This is a genomic window from Canibacter zhoujuaniae (assembly GCF_011752015.1).
In the GTDB taxonomy this organism is placed as follows: Bacteria; Actinomycetota; Actinomycetes; order Actinomycetales; family Microbacteriaceae; genus Canibacter; species Canibacter zhoujuaniae.
Window position 1 is genome coordinate 934,394 of sequence record NZ_JAAIKA010000001.1, and the last position, 14,421, is coordinate 948,814.

General features: G+C 56.2%; 16 protein-coding genes. 8 read left to right on the top strand and 8 right to left on the bottom strand.

Annotated features, from left to right (window positions below):
* Positions 1–21: 21 nt before the first annotated feature.
* A complete protein-coding gene (locus HCQ99_RS04435; RefSeq protein WP_166986224.1) occupies positions 22–477 on the bottom strand; it encodes a 23S rRNA (pseudouridine(1915)-N(3))-methyltransferase RlmH in 456 nt (151 codons plus the stop codon).
* A gap of 35 nt (positions 478–512) precedes the next feature.
* Here HCQ99_RS04435 and HCQ99_RS04440 point away from each other — a divergent pair, with 35 nt between their 5' ends.
* A complete protein-coding gene (locus HCQ99_RS04440) occupies positions 513–1,580 on the top strand; it encodes a threonine aldolase family protein (RefSeq protein ID WP_166986227.1) in 1,068 nt (355 codons plus the stop codon).
* Positions 1,581–1,612: 32 nt separating this feature from the next.
* Here the strand turns inward: HCQ99_RS04440 and HCQ99_RS04445 are convergent, their stop codons facing one another.
* Positions 1,613–2,038 (bottom strand): hypothetical protein, encoded by a 426-nt coding sequence (locus HCQ99_RS04445; RefSeq protein WP_166986230.1) that lies wholly within the window; start codon positions 2,036–2,038, stop codon positions 1,613–1,615.
* Between the two features lie 131 nt (positions 2,039–2,169).
* Between HCQ99_RS04445 and HCQ99_RS07010 the strand changes: the two genes are divergently transcribed.
* The 4 genes from HCQ99_RS07010 to HCQ99_RS04465 all read left to right on the top strand — a co-directional run bounded on the left by HCQ99_RS07010 (position 2,170) and on the right by HCQ99_RS04465 (position 4,153).
* Positions 2,170–2,475, top strand: a complete 306-nt coding sequence (locus HCQ99_RS07010; protein WP_243854544.1) for a hypothetical protein — start codon at positions 2,170–2,172, stop codon at positions 2,473–2,475.
* 29 nt (positions 2,476–2,504) lie between these two features.
* Positions 2,505–2,978 (top strand): phage holin family protein, encoded by a 474-nt coding sequence (locus HCQ99_RS04455; protein ID WP_166986233.1) that lies wholly within the window; start codon positions 2,505–2,507, stop codon positions 2,976–2,978.
* Entirely contained in the window at positions 2,975–3,232 is a 258-nt protein-coding gene (locus tag HCQ99_RS04460) for a hypothetical protein (RefSeq protein ID WP_166986237.1), read from the top strand. Before HCQ99_RS04455 ends, HCQ99_RS04460 begins: the two co-directional genes overlap by 4 nt.
* Before the next feature lie 138 nt (positions 3,233–3,370).
* Positions 3,371–4,153 carry a uroporphyrinogen-III synthase gene (locus HCQ99_RS04465; RefSeq protein WP_166986240.1) on the top strand — a complete coding sequence of 261 codons (783 nt, stop codon included), beginning with the start codon at positions 3,371–3,373 and terminating at the stop codon, positions 4,151–4,153.
* Here the strand turns inward: HCQ99_RS04465 and HCQ99_RS04470 are convergent.
* Genes HCQ99_RS04470 through HCQ99_RS04490 form a run of 5 tightly spaced genes read right to left on the bottom strand, consistent with a single transcriptional unit; the run spans position 4,150 to position 9,521 of the window.
* Positions 4,150–5,385 carry a hypothetical protein gene (locus HCQ99_RS04470; protein ID WP_166986243.1) on the bottom strand — a complete coding sequence of 412 codons (1,236 nt, stop codon included), beginning with the start codon at positions 5,383–5,385 and terminating at the stop codon, positions 4,150–4,152. The genes HCQ99_RS04465 and HCQ99_RS04470 overlap by 4 nt on opposite strands.
* Positions 5,386–5,388: 3 nt before the next feature.
* Complete coding sequence (locus tag HCQ99_RS04475) at positions 5,389–6,504, bottom strand: CPBP family intramembrane glutamic endopeptidase (RefSeq protein ID WP_166986246.1); 1,116 nt, start codon at positions 6,502–6,504, stop codon at positions 5,389–5,391.
* Positions 6,505–6,508: 4 nt separating this feature from the next.
* Positions 6,509–7,894, bottom strand: coding sequence for a glycine--tRNA ligase (locus HCQ99_RS04480; protein WP_166986249.1), 1,386 nt, complete (start codon positions 7,892–7,894; stop codon positions 6,509–6,511).
* Positions 7,895–7,943: 49 nt separating this feature from the next.
* A complete protein-coding gene (locus tag HCQ99_RS04485; protein ID WP_166986252.1) occupies positions 7,944–8,882 on the bottom strand; it encodes a 2-hydroxyacid dehydrogenase in 939 nt (312 codons plus the stop codon).
* Between the two features lie 30 nt (positions 8,883–8,912).
* Entirely contained in the window at positions 8,913–9,521 is a 609-nt protein-coding gene (locus HCQ99_RS04490) for a TetR/AcrR family transcriptional regulator (RefSeq protein WP_166986255.1), read from the bottom strand.
* 108 nt (positions 9,522–9,629) lie between these two features.
* Between HCQ99_RS04490 and HCQ99_RS04495 the strand changes: the two genes are divergently transcribed.
* Both HCQ99_RS04495 and HCQ99_RS04500 read left to right on the top strand, forming a co-directional pair.
* Positions 9,630–11,288, top strand: coding sequence for an amidohydrolase (locus HCQ99_RS04495; protein WP_166986258.1), 1,659 nt, complete (start codon positions 9,630–9,632; stop codon positions 11,286–11,288).
* 25 nt (positions 11,289–11,313) lie between these two features.
* The gene (locus tag HCQ99_RS04500; protein WP_166986261.1) at positions 11,314–12,222 is read left to right on the top strand and encodes an alpha/beta fold hydrolase; all 909 of its coding nucleotides are present in this window, start codon (positions 11,314–11,316) and stop codon (positions 12,220–12,222) included.
* Here the strand turns inward: HCQ99_RS04500 and HCQ99_RS04505 are convergent.
* Positions 12,208–13,281, bottom strand: coding sequence for an FAD-dependent oxidoreductase (locus HCQ99_RS04505; RefSeq protein ID WP_166986264.1), 1,074 nt, complete (start codon positions 13,279–13,281; stop codon positions 12,208–12,210). The two genes, HCQ99_RS04500 and HCQ99_RS04505, sit on opposite strands and share 15 nt — an antisense overlap.
* Positions 13,282–13,341: 60 nt before the next feature.
* On the opposite strand from HCQ99_RS04505, the gene lplB reads away from it, so the two are divergent.
* Positions 13,342–14,400 (top strand): lipoate-protein ligase small subunit, encoded by a 1,059-nt coding sequence (gene lplB, locus HCQ99_RS04510; RefSeq protein WP_166986267.1) that lies wholly within the window; start codon positions 13,342–13,344, stop codon positions 14,398–14,400.
* Positions 14,401–14,421: the final 21 nt, after the last annotated feature.

Below are 14,421 nucleotides of genomic sequence, written 5' to 3' on the forward strand. Positions count from 1 at the left end.
CGCCCTTATGTCTCCCAAGGATTAGACATGGTGATACGGCCTACCGGCGGCAATTTCACCCGCACGATACAGTTGCTCCACAAGTATTAAGCGCACCAGCTGGTGCGGAAAAACCAGCGGAGACAGGCTCCACACCAGATCCGCCCGCGCGCGCACCTCGTCTGTCACACCATAAGCCCCGCCTATTACAACGGTGACCGAGCCGCTCCCCAATGCCCTGTAGAGTCGCTGTGACAGCTGCGGCGAGCTCAGCATTTGGCCGCGTTCGTCCAGCACCACAACGAACTCATCGCGCCCAAGTTTCTCAAGGATGCTTTTTGATTCTGCCTCTCGCGCCCGCTCTGCAGCAAGCGCCGAGTGCGGCAAAAACTGCCAAGACATGTTCCAGGGTTTTCGCAGTCGCCTGTCATAGCGCGCAATGCCCTCAGAAACCCACGATTCGTGCTTTTTTCCCACCGCAAGAACCTTAACTGCCATACCTCCAACCTACCTAAGCCGGTACTGTTATAGCCATGAGCAGCGAGATACACGAGCGTGCCCCAATTTTCTTCACCTCTGACAACGCCAGCGGCGCCCACCCAACGATTATGGACGCAGTGCAGCGTGTCAATGGTGGTCGTGTCGGAGCATACGGCGCTGATCCGACAACTGCTGAATTTACTGCGGTCATTAAACAGCATTTTGGGACGCGCGCAACGGCCTACCCCGTATTCAACGGCACTGGGGCAAACGTTACCGCTCTCGCAGCAGCGGCACCTCGCTGGGGTGCAATAATCTGCGCAAACAGCGCACATATCAATGTTGACGAGACCGGCTCTCCCGAGCGCACCCAAGGCTTAAAACTTATCCCCATCGACACCCCGGATGGCAAACTCACACCGGAACTCGTCCTGCCGCAGCTTGCGGTTATCGGGGTCGAGCACCACGCGCAACCAACGGTGATTTCCATTTCACAAACCACCGAATACGGCACCTGCTACACGGTAGCGGAGATCACGGCTTTAGCTAAGCTCGCCCACTCTCACAACATGCGCCTGCACATGGATGGCGCACGGCTCGCAAACGCCGCTGCCACACTGCAAACCGAGCTGCGCACACTCACAAGCGATGCGGGCGTTGATATTTTAAGCCTCGGCGGCACTAAAAACGGCGCTCTTGCAGCAGAAGCAGTTATTGTGCTGAACCCGGAGCTAGATCACGGCATGCACTATCTGCGTAAACAACAAACGCAGCTCGCCTCAAAGATGCGCTTTATCTCGGCGCAATTGCTGGCACTCTACGGCACCGATCTGTGGCTGGAAAATGCAGGAACCGCGAACAGTATGGCAACCCGACTGGCCGCGGGGCTAGCGCAGCTGACCGAGTTAGATCCCGCATTTCGGATCACACAAAAGGTTGAGTCAAATGCTGTTTTCGCGACCATGCCCGCCACCGCACGCGAGCAGGTTGCAGCAGACTTCATTTTTTACGATTGGCCCGGGCTGCCTAATGAGGTGCGCCTGATGTGCGGCTGGGATTCCACCGTCGAAGAAGTGGATCAACTGCTCGCCGCGTTAGAGGCAGCGCTTACAAAGAGCTAGCCACAGTCGGGAAGCAGCGAGTGAGACGAAAATTAGTCAACCTGACGTTTTTCGGGTGGCAGGTTAGTGCCGTCTTTAATCAGCTCTTGCATCACCAGCGCAGCTTGGCTGCTCGACACCAGTATGCGCTGCGTTTGCGGTGGCAGCTGCGTCTGGGGCGACATCTGCACATCTGGCGCAGAGCTGTCAAGATCAAGCACGAAGGCTTCAGCGCCCTTGCGGATAAAGACGATGTCTTGCCCGCCACGGTGTTTCCAAATACCGCGCGCGAGGCGATTCGGCAGATGTATTCCCCGCTTGGGCACGCCACGCACCCAGAGCCAAGGATCGGAGGTAGAGATAGCGGTTAGGATCTGTGCACGCGGAATTGTAATCGTGCCGGGCAGCATTGAAGTGAACTGTTCGGATCGAGAAAACTTGAGAATCAAACGATCTGAATAAATTTCAACGCGTGCCATATCTATTAGTTTGCACTCTATTTGATTCCGAAAACTGCATATTTCCCACATAATTCTTTGAAGATGCTCAGAAATGCCCGCTAGTCTTGTTGTTACCCCGATTTTTATAGATTTTTACGTTTGGAGAACTCATGAAAGGCAAGCTCGCTCTCTTTGTAGGTTTCGGTGCAGGATACGTGCTCGGTTCTCGCGCCGGCCGCAAGCGTTACGAACAAATTAAGAGCACTGCCTCCAAGGTTTGGGATACCAAACTTGTGCAGAACGGTGTTTCTCAAGCAAAATCATTTGCGGCAGACCGGAGTGACGATGTGCGTCAGTTCATCGGTACCAAGGTGGGTGAGGCAATCGCCGGCACCCGCAAAAAGGTGAAGAAGGCACAGAAGGGTAAGCGCCGCTTCAAAGAGATGAGCGCCGCTGAACCAACCCCAGCCGTTTAATTGTCTAGAACTTCAGAAATTTTAAGCAAATGTTTTCAAAGAAACGTTCAACCCCCAGCACTCTAGCGCTGCTGACTCGAGTGCCAGCACAGGCGGTGCGGTTAGCGAAGGCTGAGATCGGTAACGCTAAAGAAGAAGTTAGCGGCCGCATTAAAAACCTCGTAATCGGCATTGTGCTGGTTGTGGTCGCTCTTGTAATTCTTTTTTGGACCACAGCTGTGCTGCTCGCGGCAGCGGTTGCAGGCATCGCCGAAGGGGCGGGCTGGCCTGTGTGGCTCTCTGCTCTCGTAATTGGCGGCGCAGGTGTTATAACCATACTGCTGCTCGCTGTCATTGCTGTTGTGCTGTTCAAGCGCGGCAATCCGGTGCCGCACAAAACCCTTGCACGCATCAAGAGCGATCTTGATGCTGCGGGTGAGGTGAAGAAAAACTCAGCCGACAAGATGAAGCCGCAGCCCGGCAAAACTGGCACCGAGACCGGCAAACAGGGAGTATGGCGATGAGTGACAGCACAAACAATATGGCAGAGGCTAAGGAAGCACGCACAGAACTTCAGCAAACACTGGGGCTGCTATCGCAGAGACTCGACTTTGGCACCCGTATAGATAACGCAATCAGCCGCCAGAAGGCGCGACTGATTGCACTGCGCAAACGGCAGCCGGCAGTTTTTATCGCCGGCGTTACCGCAGTCGCCCTGCTCGCAGGTGCGGCGGTAACCGGAGCTGCGCTAGCCGTCACAAAACGCCTCAGCGAGTAAACAACCTCCCTGTATTTGCTAATTTTTCGCGAAGCGACAACAATAGATGATTAGCAAATTGTGTTGCGCAAAGCGGCCAGCACGTGCTCTACTGTGAGCTGTGTTGGCCGCTTTGCTATGTATCAAGATTGTGAGCATATGGCTAATCAGGGAGCGCAGCTAACCGGTCAGAGGGTGCTTGTTCCGCGCGGGGGCGCATGGGGTAAAGTAGTGGCCAAAGCCTTGCGCGCCCAGGGCGCAACTCCTGTTGTGGCGCCCCTCATCGATTTTGCGCACACAAGCGAGGTAGATCGGCTGCGCGAAGCGCTGGTAAAACTCGAAGCCGGCTACTACGACTGGATGACCGCAACGAACGCAACGGTTGTCGATGTGCTTGACTACAACCACATTAAAATCGCAAAACGCACCCAGGTGGCAGTTGCGGGTGAGGCAACCTATGCTGCATTCATCGATGCCGGCTACGAAGTTGCTCGCACGACGCACGAGTCAGACACCACAACCGTAGGGCTCTTGAAGGTTTGGCCGGAAATCAACTCTGGTGACGTTTTACGTGTGCTCACCCTGCGTTCAGATGTGGCAAAGCCTGTGCTCACAATGGGTCTGCTCGAACGCGGGCACGACGTTACTCAAGTTGTTGCATACCGCACAGTTGGTGTGCCGGCTTCAGTGCACATTCGCGAAGATGTCGCAGCGGGTGAAATAACAGCAATTTTGGTGTCGTCACCGCAGGTTGCGCGCGAGGTTGCGACACAGTTTGGTTCGCGCACCGACTCTACTGTGATTGCATGTATCGGCGAGCACACGGTTGACGAGGCACGGCGACTAGGGCTAGCTAGCGGCGACAAAGCGCCAGCTGATATTGAAGAGCGGATCGTTGAAACGGTGTTGGGCGCACTAGACCCTGCCGATATGCTCGATTAAGCAATTCCCATTAGTTTGCGACGCAGCCGCTTTACCAGCGGCTCTAAATCTGCCACCGCTGCTGCAATTGCGCCGCCCCAAACGGTCGGCCCAACCAATAGTGCTGCCTCTGCCGCGCCAGCTTCTTCACGCACAGCTGTCACCTCCAACATCTGGGCAACAGTGCCAAACGGCGCACTTTCAACGCGCGCTCCAGTAACCGCCTCACCGCTAATACTGACGCTCTGCGCCGTCCCATCACCGCGTGACGCAAATTCTTCTGGGTAGAGTAAACGCAGACGCCGCGGTGACGCATTTTCTGTCACGATCAGTTCTGCACCGTGCGGCGCATCCCACTGCACCTCTTCATACGTAATCGACAGATAGACCCGCGGCAGACTCGCAACCTTCTCGAGCACCCCGTAGATTCCAGCAGGCTTAGCTGCTTCTGCAATTGCGGTGACGTCTAAAAATTCTTGTGCTTCTGCCGGATTTCCTGGCGCGAGCACCAATGTCGCATTACTTAGCTCGGTGGCGAGCGTCGCGTGCTGTAACTCAGCAGTGGGTTTTACGGTCACACCGTAGCTTCGCAAAGCTGTCAGCAGTTTTTCACGTGCATCGTCCCACCCGGCAGCCGGGAGAATTAGTGACTGTTCCGACTGCTCCGCCGCTAAAAGACTGACACCGCCGGTGAGAGAGCCTGCGCGCGTGATCGCCTCATTCAGCCCCGGAAACACCGCCTGTGTTTCTAACACAGCAAAATCCTGCGGGTAGCGCGTCGTTAATTCAGCCGCCGCTAACCTGCTAGCCTGGGTTCCGATCCGCCGCTTAAGCAGGCCTTGGAGATTTTTATATTTTCCAATCGTCAGCACAGGCAGCAGTCTGTCTAGGTAGGCACGGAAGGATCCGCCCCCACCCAACAACGAGCGATTTTGGGAGGCGAGCGGATTGCCCGTTATACCCCCTATCCGCGGCCCTACAAGCTGCTTTGCGGTTGCTGTATTGCTGCCAAAATACAGCGGCCCCGCAGGCACTCGTGTAATCGCTATTTCAAGATCGCGCGAAAGCTCACCCGGGCGCGCAAGCAGCGTGGCGAGAGCGTTATCACTGTCATGCACTGGCGCATACGGCCAGAGCGACTGCGCTCCCAGCTGCAGTGTTACAGCTACGCCAACCTCAGCAAGTTCGAGCGCAGCAGCGAAGGCGGCAGGGTTGTCTCCGATTACTACCGCGTGTTGCTGCGATTCACGCATCGGTTAAGCACCCGTGTTAGGGGCGGCTACCGGAACAAGACCGGCCTGCCGGCGCTGCTCTTCAGTTAGCTCCGCAATAGGCACATCGACCTCAATGACATCAACGCGAGTGTTTGCCCAGCCTCGATCCGCAGCTTTTTTCTTCCAGAGCAGCTCCACAGCCAACCAGAAGAGCGCGAGCACAACGATTTCGGTGAGCACCAGAGCAGGGCCAGATCCGCTAGTTTGACTCTCCTGCGAGGTGCTGTCTAAGTAGCCCGACGCCATGAAACCGAAGGCGACATAGTTGTTTACAATGTGCAGAGCCATTGCCGCCTCAAGCCCGCCAGTGCGAATCGTCAGGTAGGCCGCCAGACAGCCAAGCAGTGTGACAGAAAGCATCCCCCAAATGTCGTAAATATGCATCGCACCAAACAATGCAGAGGTCAGCAGTATCGCTACCACTGGGTTGCGCATCCAATTGCCGAATGTCTGCAGCAGGAAACCACGGAAGACATACTCTTCAGCGGTTGCTTGGAATGGCACCAAAACCAGCACCAGCAGCACCGAAATCCACATCGCGCGAGTGTCAAAGTCGGCCGGGCGCTCATTCAGCACCGGCTCGCCACTGACCGCGCTGACAATGAACATGCTGCCAAACTGCACGATTACCAAAACAACGGCGGCGATAGCGAATGCCGCCAACAGCAGATCCCAGCGGATCTTTAAAGCTACCGACCACAAGCGTCCGGTTGGTTTAATGCCCATAGTTTTAAGCGCCAACCAACCTGCTGGAATCATTAATGCCACAGATGTGAGGCCGATAAAGATAGAGAGCGGATGCTGGGTGTTAATTGCCGACAGACTCATCAGAAGATCTTCTAGGTTAATAGAGCTCTCTGCGGAGGTCACAAAAGCAATACCGAAGGCTGCGACAAAGGCCAATATGACGAAAACAATGGAAATCGCAATATAGTAACCAACCCCGATAAGGCTCACTACAAGCGGCTTATACCAGCGGGGTTTATTAATCCCACGCCACAGTTCGTGATATCGCAGCGGCTCGGTGCGAGCGCGCACGCGAGCTGTCTGCTGCGCCCACGGATACAGCGGTTCTTGCGGCTGGTTGTTCTGGGTCATAAATTTAAGCTCCACGTAGTTTTTCGGCAAAGAAACTATAGAGATCAGCGATTGGCACGCGCACCTGCTCCATCGTGTCGCGTTCGCGCACTGTGACGGCGTTATCTTCAAGTGAATCAAAATCAACCGTGACACAGAAAGGTGTGCCAATCTCGTCTTGCCGTCGGTAGCGGCGGCCGATCGCAGCCGAATCGTCATAGTCCACGTTCCAGCTGTCGCGCAGCTCATCTGCAATCTGCTGCGCAAGCGGGGTTAGAGTCTCTTTCTTCGAGAGCGGCAGCACCGCGATTTTCACCGGTGCCAGGCGCGGATCCAGTCGCAGCACTGTGCGAGTGTCGGTGCCGCCCTTTGCGTTCGGCACCTCTTCTTCGGCATAGGCATCAACCAGAAACGCCATCAATGAGCGGGTGAGGCCGGCCGCTGGCTCAATAACGTAGGGCACATATCGTTCATTCTCTGCCTGGTCAAAGTAGGAAAGATCCTTACCCGATTCTTTCGAATGCGTTGACAGGTCGTAGTCGGTGCGGTTTGCAATGCCCTCAAGCTCACCCCACTCGCCGCCGGTGAAACCAAACTTGTATTCAATGTCTACTGTGCGCTTTGAATAGTGTGAGAGCTTCTCTTGCGGGTGCTCATAAAAACGCAGATTCTCAGGGTTGATGCCAAGATCGGTGTACCAGCGCAGCCGCTCATGCATCCAGTATTCCTGCCACTCTTCATCAGTGCCAGGCTTCACAAAAAACTCCATTTCCATCTGCTCAAACTCGCGTGTGCGGAAGATGAAGTTTCCCGGGGTGATTTCGTTGCGGAAGCTTTTACCGATCTGACCGATCCCGAACGGTGGTTTCATACGTGCCGACTGCAGCACGTTCGCAAAGTTCACGAAGATACCCTGCGCTGTCTCGGGACGCAGGTAGTGCAGCCCGGCCTCATCATCGACGGGGCCGAGGAATGTTTTTAAGAGACCGCTGAAGGCGCGCGGTTCTGTCCACTCACCGCGAGCGCCGCAGTTTGTGCAGACGATCTCTGCCATGCCGCCCTCAGGTGCGCGGCCCTTCTTCTCTTCGAAGGCCTCGATCAGGTGGTCTTCACGATAGCGTTTGTGGCAGCTGGTGCACTCGACCAGCGGGTCAGAAAACACCTCAACGTGCCCTGAGGCCTCCCAGACCTGCTTCGGCAGAATCACACTTGAGTCGATCCCAACGACATCGGCGCGTTTTTGCACCATTGTGCGCCACCACTGCTTTTTGATGTTCTCCTTCAAAGCAGTGCCGAGTGGGCCATAATCCCAGGCAGAGCGCGAACCGCCGTAGATATCACCCGCCTGATAGACGAAACCGCGATGCTTCGCGAGGGCCACTACTTTGTCAAGACGGGATGCTTCTGCCATTCTCTCTATTTCTCCAAGGTGCTGATGGGGATCTTTGGACTTAACCAGTTTAGGGCTTAACCAGGTTTTCTGGGGTGGATCCGCGCATAAGGTGCTTAATCTGCCGCACCAACAGCGCAAAAATACGCGGGTGCATAGCGTCACTATCGCCGCCGGTGTGCGGAGTCTGAATCGCTCCATCCAACTGCCACAGCGGATGCTCCTCCGGCAGCGGTTCTGGGTCTACGACATCGTTCGCTGTGCGAAGCCGCCCGCTTGCGACCTCGGCGACCAGTGCTGCGGTGTCAACGACCCTGCCACGCGCAACGTTTACAAGCAGTGCGTCATCGGGCAGCTGCGCCAGCTCCACCGCTCCGATCAACCCTGCAGTATCAGGGGTGAGTGGCACTGCGAGCACCAGAATATCCGTTTCTGCCAGCTGCGCGTGTAGGTCGGCGATCTCTCGCACTGGGACTGTTAGACCACCGGTTAGTTCCAGGTCGCGCGCACTGTTTGCCAGCATCGTGATTTGCACCTCAAAAGGCATAAGTCTTTCGGCAATCGCTCTGCCGACACCACCCGCACCAATGATAGTAACCCGGCGATCCGCAAGTGCCCGTGTTGTGCCGCCGCGCCAAATTCCCTCGGTCTGCTGTTGAAAGAATCGTTTAAAATCCCGCTGTGCTGCGATGATTAAGCCAAGGGCTAGCTCAGCCGTCGCGGTCTCATGCACTGAGGCGGCGTTGGCGAAGCGAACACCGCTCGGCAGGTAGTCGCTCACTCCGTCATAACCGATCGACTGCCACTGCACAAGCTGCGTCTCAACACCCTCTAACCTTGTGAGTGTTTGGGCACTATCCAAATACGGGGGCACCACTAAATCAATTTTTTCTGCCGGGGGCGCTGAGCGCATATCCCACACAAGAAAGTCGATATTTTGGCCGGAAAACTCTTCCTGTAACGCCGCTAAATGCCTCGAATCGGGAAGAGAAACCGTAAGTTTTGTCATAGATCTCAGTTTAGTTTTCGCGTCTGACTGTTACCTCAAGCCGTAGTGAGCCCTAATTCCAGCGACAAAGATGGCTGCTCCCGTTTCGATGACCGCAGTGTTGCGCGCGTAAACGGAGGGGCGGGCTTTACCAGCGCGCCGCATTTCTTCCGGTAGTGATACTGCGTCATAGATACTGGCCGGTGAGCTCGCGTCAATCGCCGCCCCAATCACAAACGCATCAATTACTTCAACCAGTGTCACCGCGTCACCGGCTGCTACGCCAGCTTTGCGAAGCAGTTCAAACAGCGCACCATAGGTTTCGGCCGCTTCTTCCTCGCAGAGGGGCAGCTGTGCAAGATACTGCGCCGCATGTGGGTGGGAGCTATACATTTTTGCGCTCTGCCTAATCCATGCCAAAACTCCTGTTTCCCAATCTGCCGCGGGGTCGATGTGCGGCTTGAAGGTTGTCAGCAGCTGCCGGCGCACCAGACTGAGCACCGCTTCTTTGCTCGGCACGTGGTGGTAGATAGAAGAAACACTGACGCGCAGCCTTTTGGCTAACTGCAGCATATTTACCTCACCGCCCGCATCAATCTGCGCAAGCGCTGCTTTCGCAATTTTCTCGGGGGTGAGTTTAGCTGTTGTGGGTCTTGGCATTTCTACACCTTATATTTGACAACAGTCGGAGGTTACTGCATACAATACAGAAACCGAATAATGTTCGGTTTCACTCGCATCCATAATGCTGCCCAGAAAGCTTCTCCTATGACGATTACGGTCTACCATAACGGCACAGTTTTCACCGGCTCGACCGCCGCGCCAAACGCAGAGGCTTTTGCGGTCGCAGATGGTAGGTTTTTAGCTTGCGGATCAGCCAGTGCGGTAGCCGATGCCGCGCGTTCTCTGGCAAGCGCTGCAAACGCAGACACTGAGGTGCAGGCGGTTGATTTATCTGGGTCGTTCGTGATGCCCGCATTTGTTGAAGCGCACACACACCTGCTGATGCTCGGGCAGGCTTTAGAAAAAGTGCAGTTGCGCGACTGCAACAGCATTGCTGAGGTGCAGGAAAGGCTGCGGCAGGCCAGAGCAGAAAACCCCGACGCAAAACATCTGTTCGGGGTCGGTTGGAGATTTGAAATATTCGATGACGCACAACCAACAGCGGCGCTGATTGACTCAGTTGTTTCTGATATCCCCGTAATTCTCGACGCGAACGACCTGCACTCTGCGTGGGTGAACACCGCCGCATTGACTGCGCTCGGCATCGATGAGCACACGCCAGACCCGCACGGCGGTGAAATTGTGCGCGATGCGAACGGTCAGGCAACCGGTTACCTCATTGAGAGTGCCGCAATTCTTATCGCCTGGCCGTTTGCAGAAAACGCAGTCGATGACGCAGGCCGCGATTCTTTTCTCGACACCGCCGCAGCAGCATACCTTGCCGCCGGGGTGACCACCGTCACCGAAATGGCCGGTAATCCGACGATTCTAGCGACGCTGCGCCGCCGCCTAGAGCGGGATGGCAGGCTGCCGCTAGTAACCAATATGCACTGGCTGATCCGCCCTGATAGTGAGGTTGCAAACGTTGTCGCGCAGGTAGAGGAGGCTGCGGCACTCCGTGATGAACTCGCTGCAAGCTATGGCACCGACTGGTTGCGTCTGATCGGAATAAAAATTGTGTCTGATGGGGTGATCGACGGCTGCACAGCCGCTATGCACGAGCCCTACATAACCGGCGCCCACCCCGCCCCCATCTGGTCTAGCGAGGCAGCCGTAGCCGCGACCGTCAGAGCGCACGAGCTTGACTTGCAGGTGGCTTTTCACGCGATCGGAGATGCCGCCGTAACCCTCGGCTGCGAAGTTTTTGAAGCTGCTAAAGAGAGGCAACCCGGCCACGATCTGCGCCCGCGCATAGAGCATTTAGAGTACGTCTCAGAAGAGACCTTTGCGCGCCTGGCAGAAAACAACATCACAGCATCTATGCAACCGGTGCACGCCGATCCAGCGGTGCTGAAAAACTGGCAGGCGGTGCTGGGCGATGCGCGCGCCGAGGGCGGTTTTGCCTGGCAAAAGATGCGGGAGGCGAGGGTGCCTATTGTGCTCGGTTCCGATGCGCCAACAGCACCGCACGAAACTCTGCCAAATCTGTTTATCGCGGTGACCGGCCGCTCTGCGCTGCAGCCAGAGTTAGAGCCGTATCATCCGGAGCGAGCGTTCACTCCCGCAGCAGCGCTAACAGCGATGACGCACACCGCCGCGTGGGCAACCCACCGCGACGAAGAGGTCGGCCAAATTGCCGCGGGTTTGCGCGCCCACTTCACAGTGCTCGACCACAATCCGCTCACCGCAGACGCCGAAACAGTGCTGCGCGGCGCAGTCTTGCAAACCTTTGTTGACGGCGCGAAGGTCTACAGCCGGCGGTAAGGTGTGCGTGCCACAATAAAGTGTTATGAGCATCGCACACGAACGTTTTACCTATGCCGATAAATACGGTGTAACCATCCATGCAAGGCGCTGGCTGCCATCACCCGATGAACAGGCAACAGGGCCAATCGCGGCTGATCCCAGCACAATTGATATCAGCAACCCAATCGGTGTGGTACAGATCCTGCACGGTCTGGCTGAACACAGCGACCGCTACACAGAATTTGCCGAAGATCTCGCTCACGCAGGCTTCATAGTTTATGCGGACGATCACCGTGGCCACGGCCGCACCGGCTTGGAACAGTGGGGTGATGACCCGGCAAAGATCGCCAAACTCGGCAAGGGTGGGCTGCGCGGCACCGAAGACGCAATCACTCAGTTAACCGCGATGATCCGCAGTGAGCATCCAGGCCTTCCCGTAGCGGTGTTCGGCCACTCCTGGGGCTCGTTAATGACGCAACGCATCATAAATCGTGAACCGGAATTATGGGACGCGGTCATTCTCTCAGGCAGTGCGTATCGCACTCCAAAGCACATGAATTCTGGCGATCTGAACGAGGGTTTCGGCGATAAAAACGGTCATGAATGGCTCAGCCGCGACCCTGAAGTGTGGCGCAAAATGGCTGCGGATCCGCGCACCACAAACGTTAATGTCTTCCGCATGTTTGGGGTTACTAATGCGGCCAAACTATTTGGCAAGCCGAAGCAGGCTGCCGCAAATATTCCGATCCTGATCGTGTCAGGGTCGGCTGATCCGCTGAATCTCAATGACGGTCTGACGCTGCTTGCAACCGCCTACCGGAAAGCCGGTGCGCAGCATGTTTCACTGCGGCTCTATCCAGAAGCGAGGCATGAGCTAATCAATGAGATCAACCGGAGTGAGGTAATTTCTGATCTCGTTACCTGGCTCTCAGATCGCTTATCTGCCGAGTAACCCACGCTCAACTAAGAGCCTGCCAAGCAGCGGCGCGAATTTCGCGGCGTGCCCGGAACACGCTGAAAACAGCGTAATGTTGCGATCAGTCTCGATAAAGAATTCCTCATCGGGGGTTTGGGTGTAGTTGCACAGGGTCTCCCCAAAAGCCTCTGGCACAACCCCGGGAATGTATTTAGCGACATAATCGAGCGCTTCTTGACGCGGTCGCCCACCGTGAAAAGCAAACTTTAAAGCTGTGCCATCAACGTCAGCACCACCGGGCAGCGCATAAGCCGGAACGTTTCCGCGCCGGTGAATAATTGTTGGAAAGTCGCTGTATCCCTCCCGGTAGGGGAAGTGCAGCGCCAACACCTCGCGCACTGTGAACTGCGGCGTGGGCAGAGTGAAATCGATGCGCGCTAAGAGTTCGCGCGGCAGCCAGCTGCCAGCAGCAACAACCGCGTGATCCGCTTTAAACACTGCACCAGAAGCTGTGTAGGCAACAGCCTGCGTCGCCGTTTGCGTGATGCGCTCTATTTCTGTGTCGAGATAGAGCTCAAGCAACCCTGTCGCCTGCGCTGCTGCGATAAGGGCGTGCACTGTCGCAGCAGCATCGAGCACCCCGCCCTGCGGCTGCCACAGCACATACTCACCCTCCAACAGATACTGCGGCCAGCGCTCACTCGCCTCGGCAACCTCAATCAGCTCATACGGCACCCCGGCGCGAGCCAAAACCGCTGCGAGCGCGCCCAGCTCAGCTGCGTCGCCGTGTTCGATGTGCCCGGTGAAATTCAAGAGTTTTTGCCCGCTGACGTCTTCTAGCTTGCGCCACCACGAGAGCGACTCCATCGTCAGGCGCGCATATTTTTCGTCAGCGTAGCTGGCGCGAAAGATGCGGGCGGAGCCGTGTGAACTGCTGCCGACAGCTGCTGGTGCTGTGCGCTCTATGAGGGTTACTCGGTGCCCGGCGGCGGTGAGATGCCAGGCGAGGGAGGCTCCGTTGAGACCCGCACCAACAACTAGGTAGTGAGGCAATTTGGCGAACGACTTTGCTGTTTCTGGGTTGTTGCTTGGCACCCTAAAATTTTAGTTTGGCTTTTGTGTTGGCGTTAAGGGGCAGCGCCGTAAACTTGAAGCATGACTGCGTTTCACGGCGAATACAAACTGCCCGGCGGCAAGCTCACGGTTGTTGATTTCGATGTTACGAGTGGCATAATCGAAAACTTTAGTCTCGCAGGTGATTTCTTTGTCGAGCCCGATGAAGTTGTACCTGAAATCAACCGGACGCTCAACGGGATGCGCGCCGACAGCTCTATTACCGACTATCGCACTGCAATAGATGCAGCGCTGCCCGCTGAAGCACAGCTGCTCGGTGTCACCCCGCAAGCGATCGGTGTGGCTGTGCGCAGAGCCCTCACAAACGCCGCAACCTGGCGTGACTACGACTGGGAAATTGTGCATGATGCACCCGTCAGCCCGGTTCTGAACAGCGCGCTTGATGAAGTGATGACGCAAGCGGTTGGCACGGGCCTGCGCAAACCCACGCTGCGCATCTGGGAATCTACCGGCCCTGCAGTGTATATCGGCAGTTTTCAGTCACTAAAGAATGAGGTTGATACCGCTGAGGCCGAGGCGAGCGGCACCGCTATAGTGCGGCGCATCTCGGGCGGGGGCGCAATGTATATGGTGCCCGAAAACTGCATCACCTACGCTATCTTCGTGCCCGAATCGCTTGTGCGGGGCTTAAGTTTTGAGGAGTCTTACGCGTTTCTCGACGAATGGGTTATCGAGGGTCTGCAGCAGTTGGGGATTGACGCTCGGTATGTGCCGTTGAACGATATCGCAGGGCCGAACGGAAAGATTGGCGGGGCCGCTCAAAAGCGGCTCGGATCGGGCGGTATCCTGCACCATGTAACGATGGCTTACGATATTGATCCGCAAAAAATGACAAAGGTCTTGCGGATCGGGCGCGAAAAACTTAGCGATAAAGGAATTAAATCCGCGCAAAAACGCGTCGATCCGCTGCGCTCACAAACAGGTTTGAGTCGCGAGGCGATCGTTGAGCATCTGATCGATGTCTTTAAACGCCGGCACGGCGGCGAGATGGGCAGTGTGACAGCGGCTGAGATGGAGCGTGCCGAGCAGCTGGTCGCCGAGAAGTTCAGCACTAAGGAATGGCTCTCGAGAGTGCCATAACTTCTTCCAGTTACAATTAAA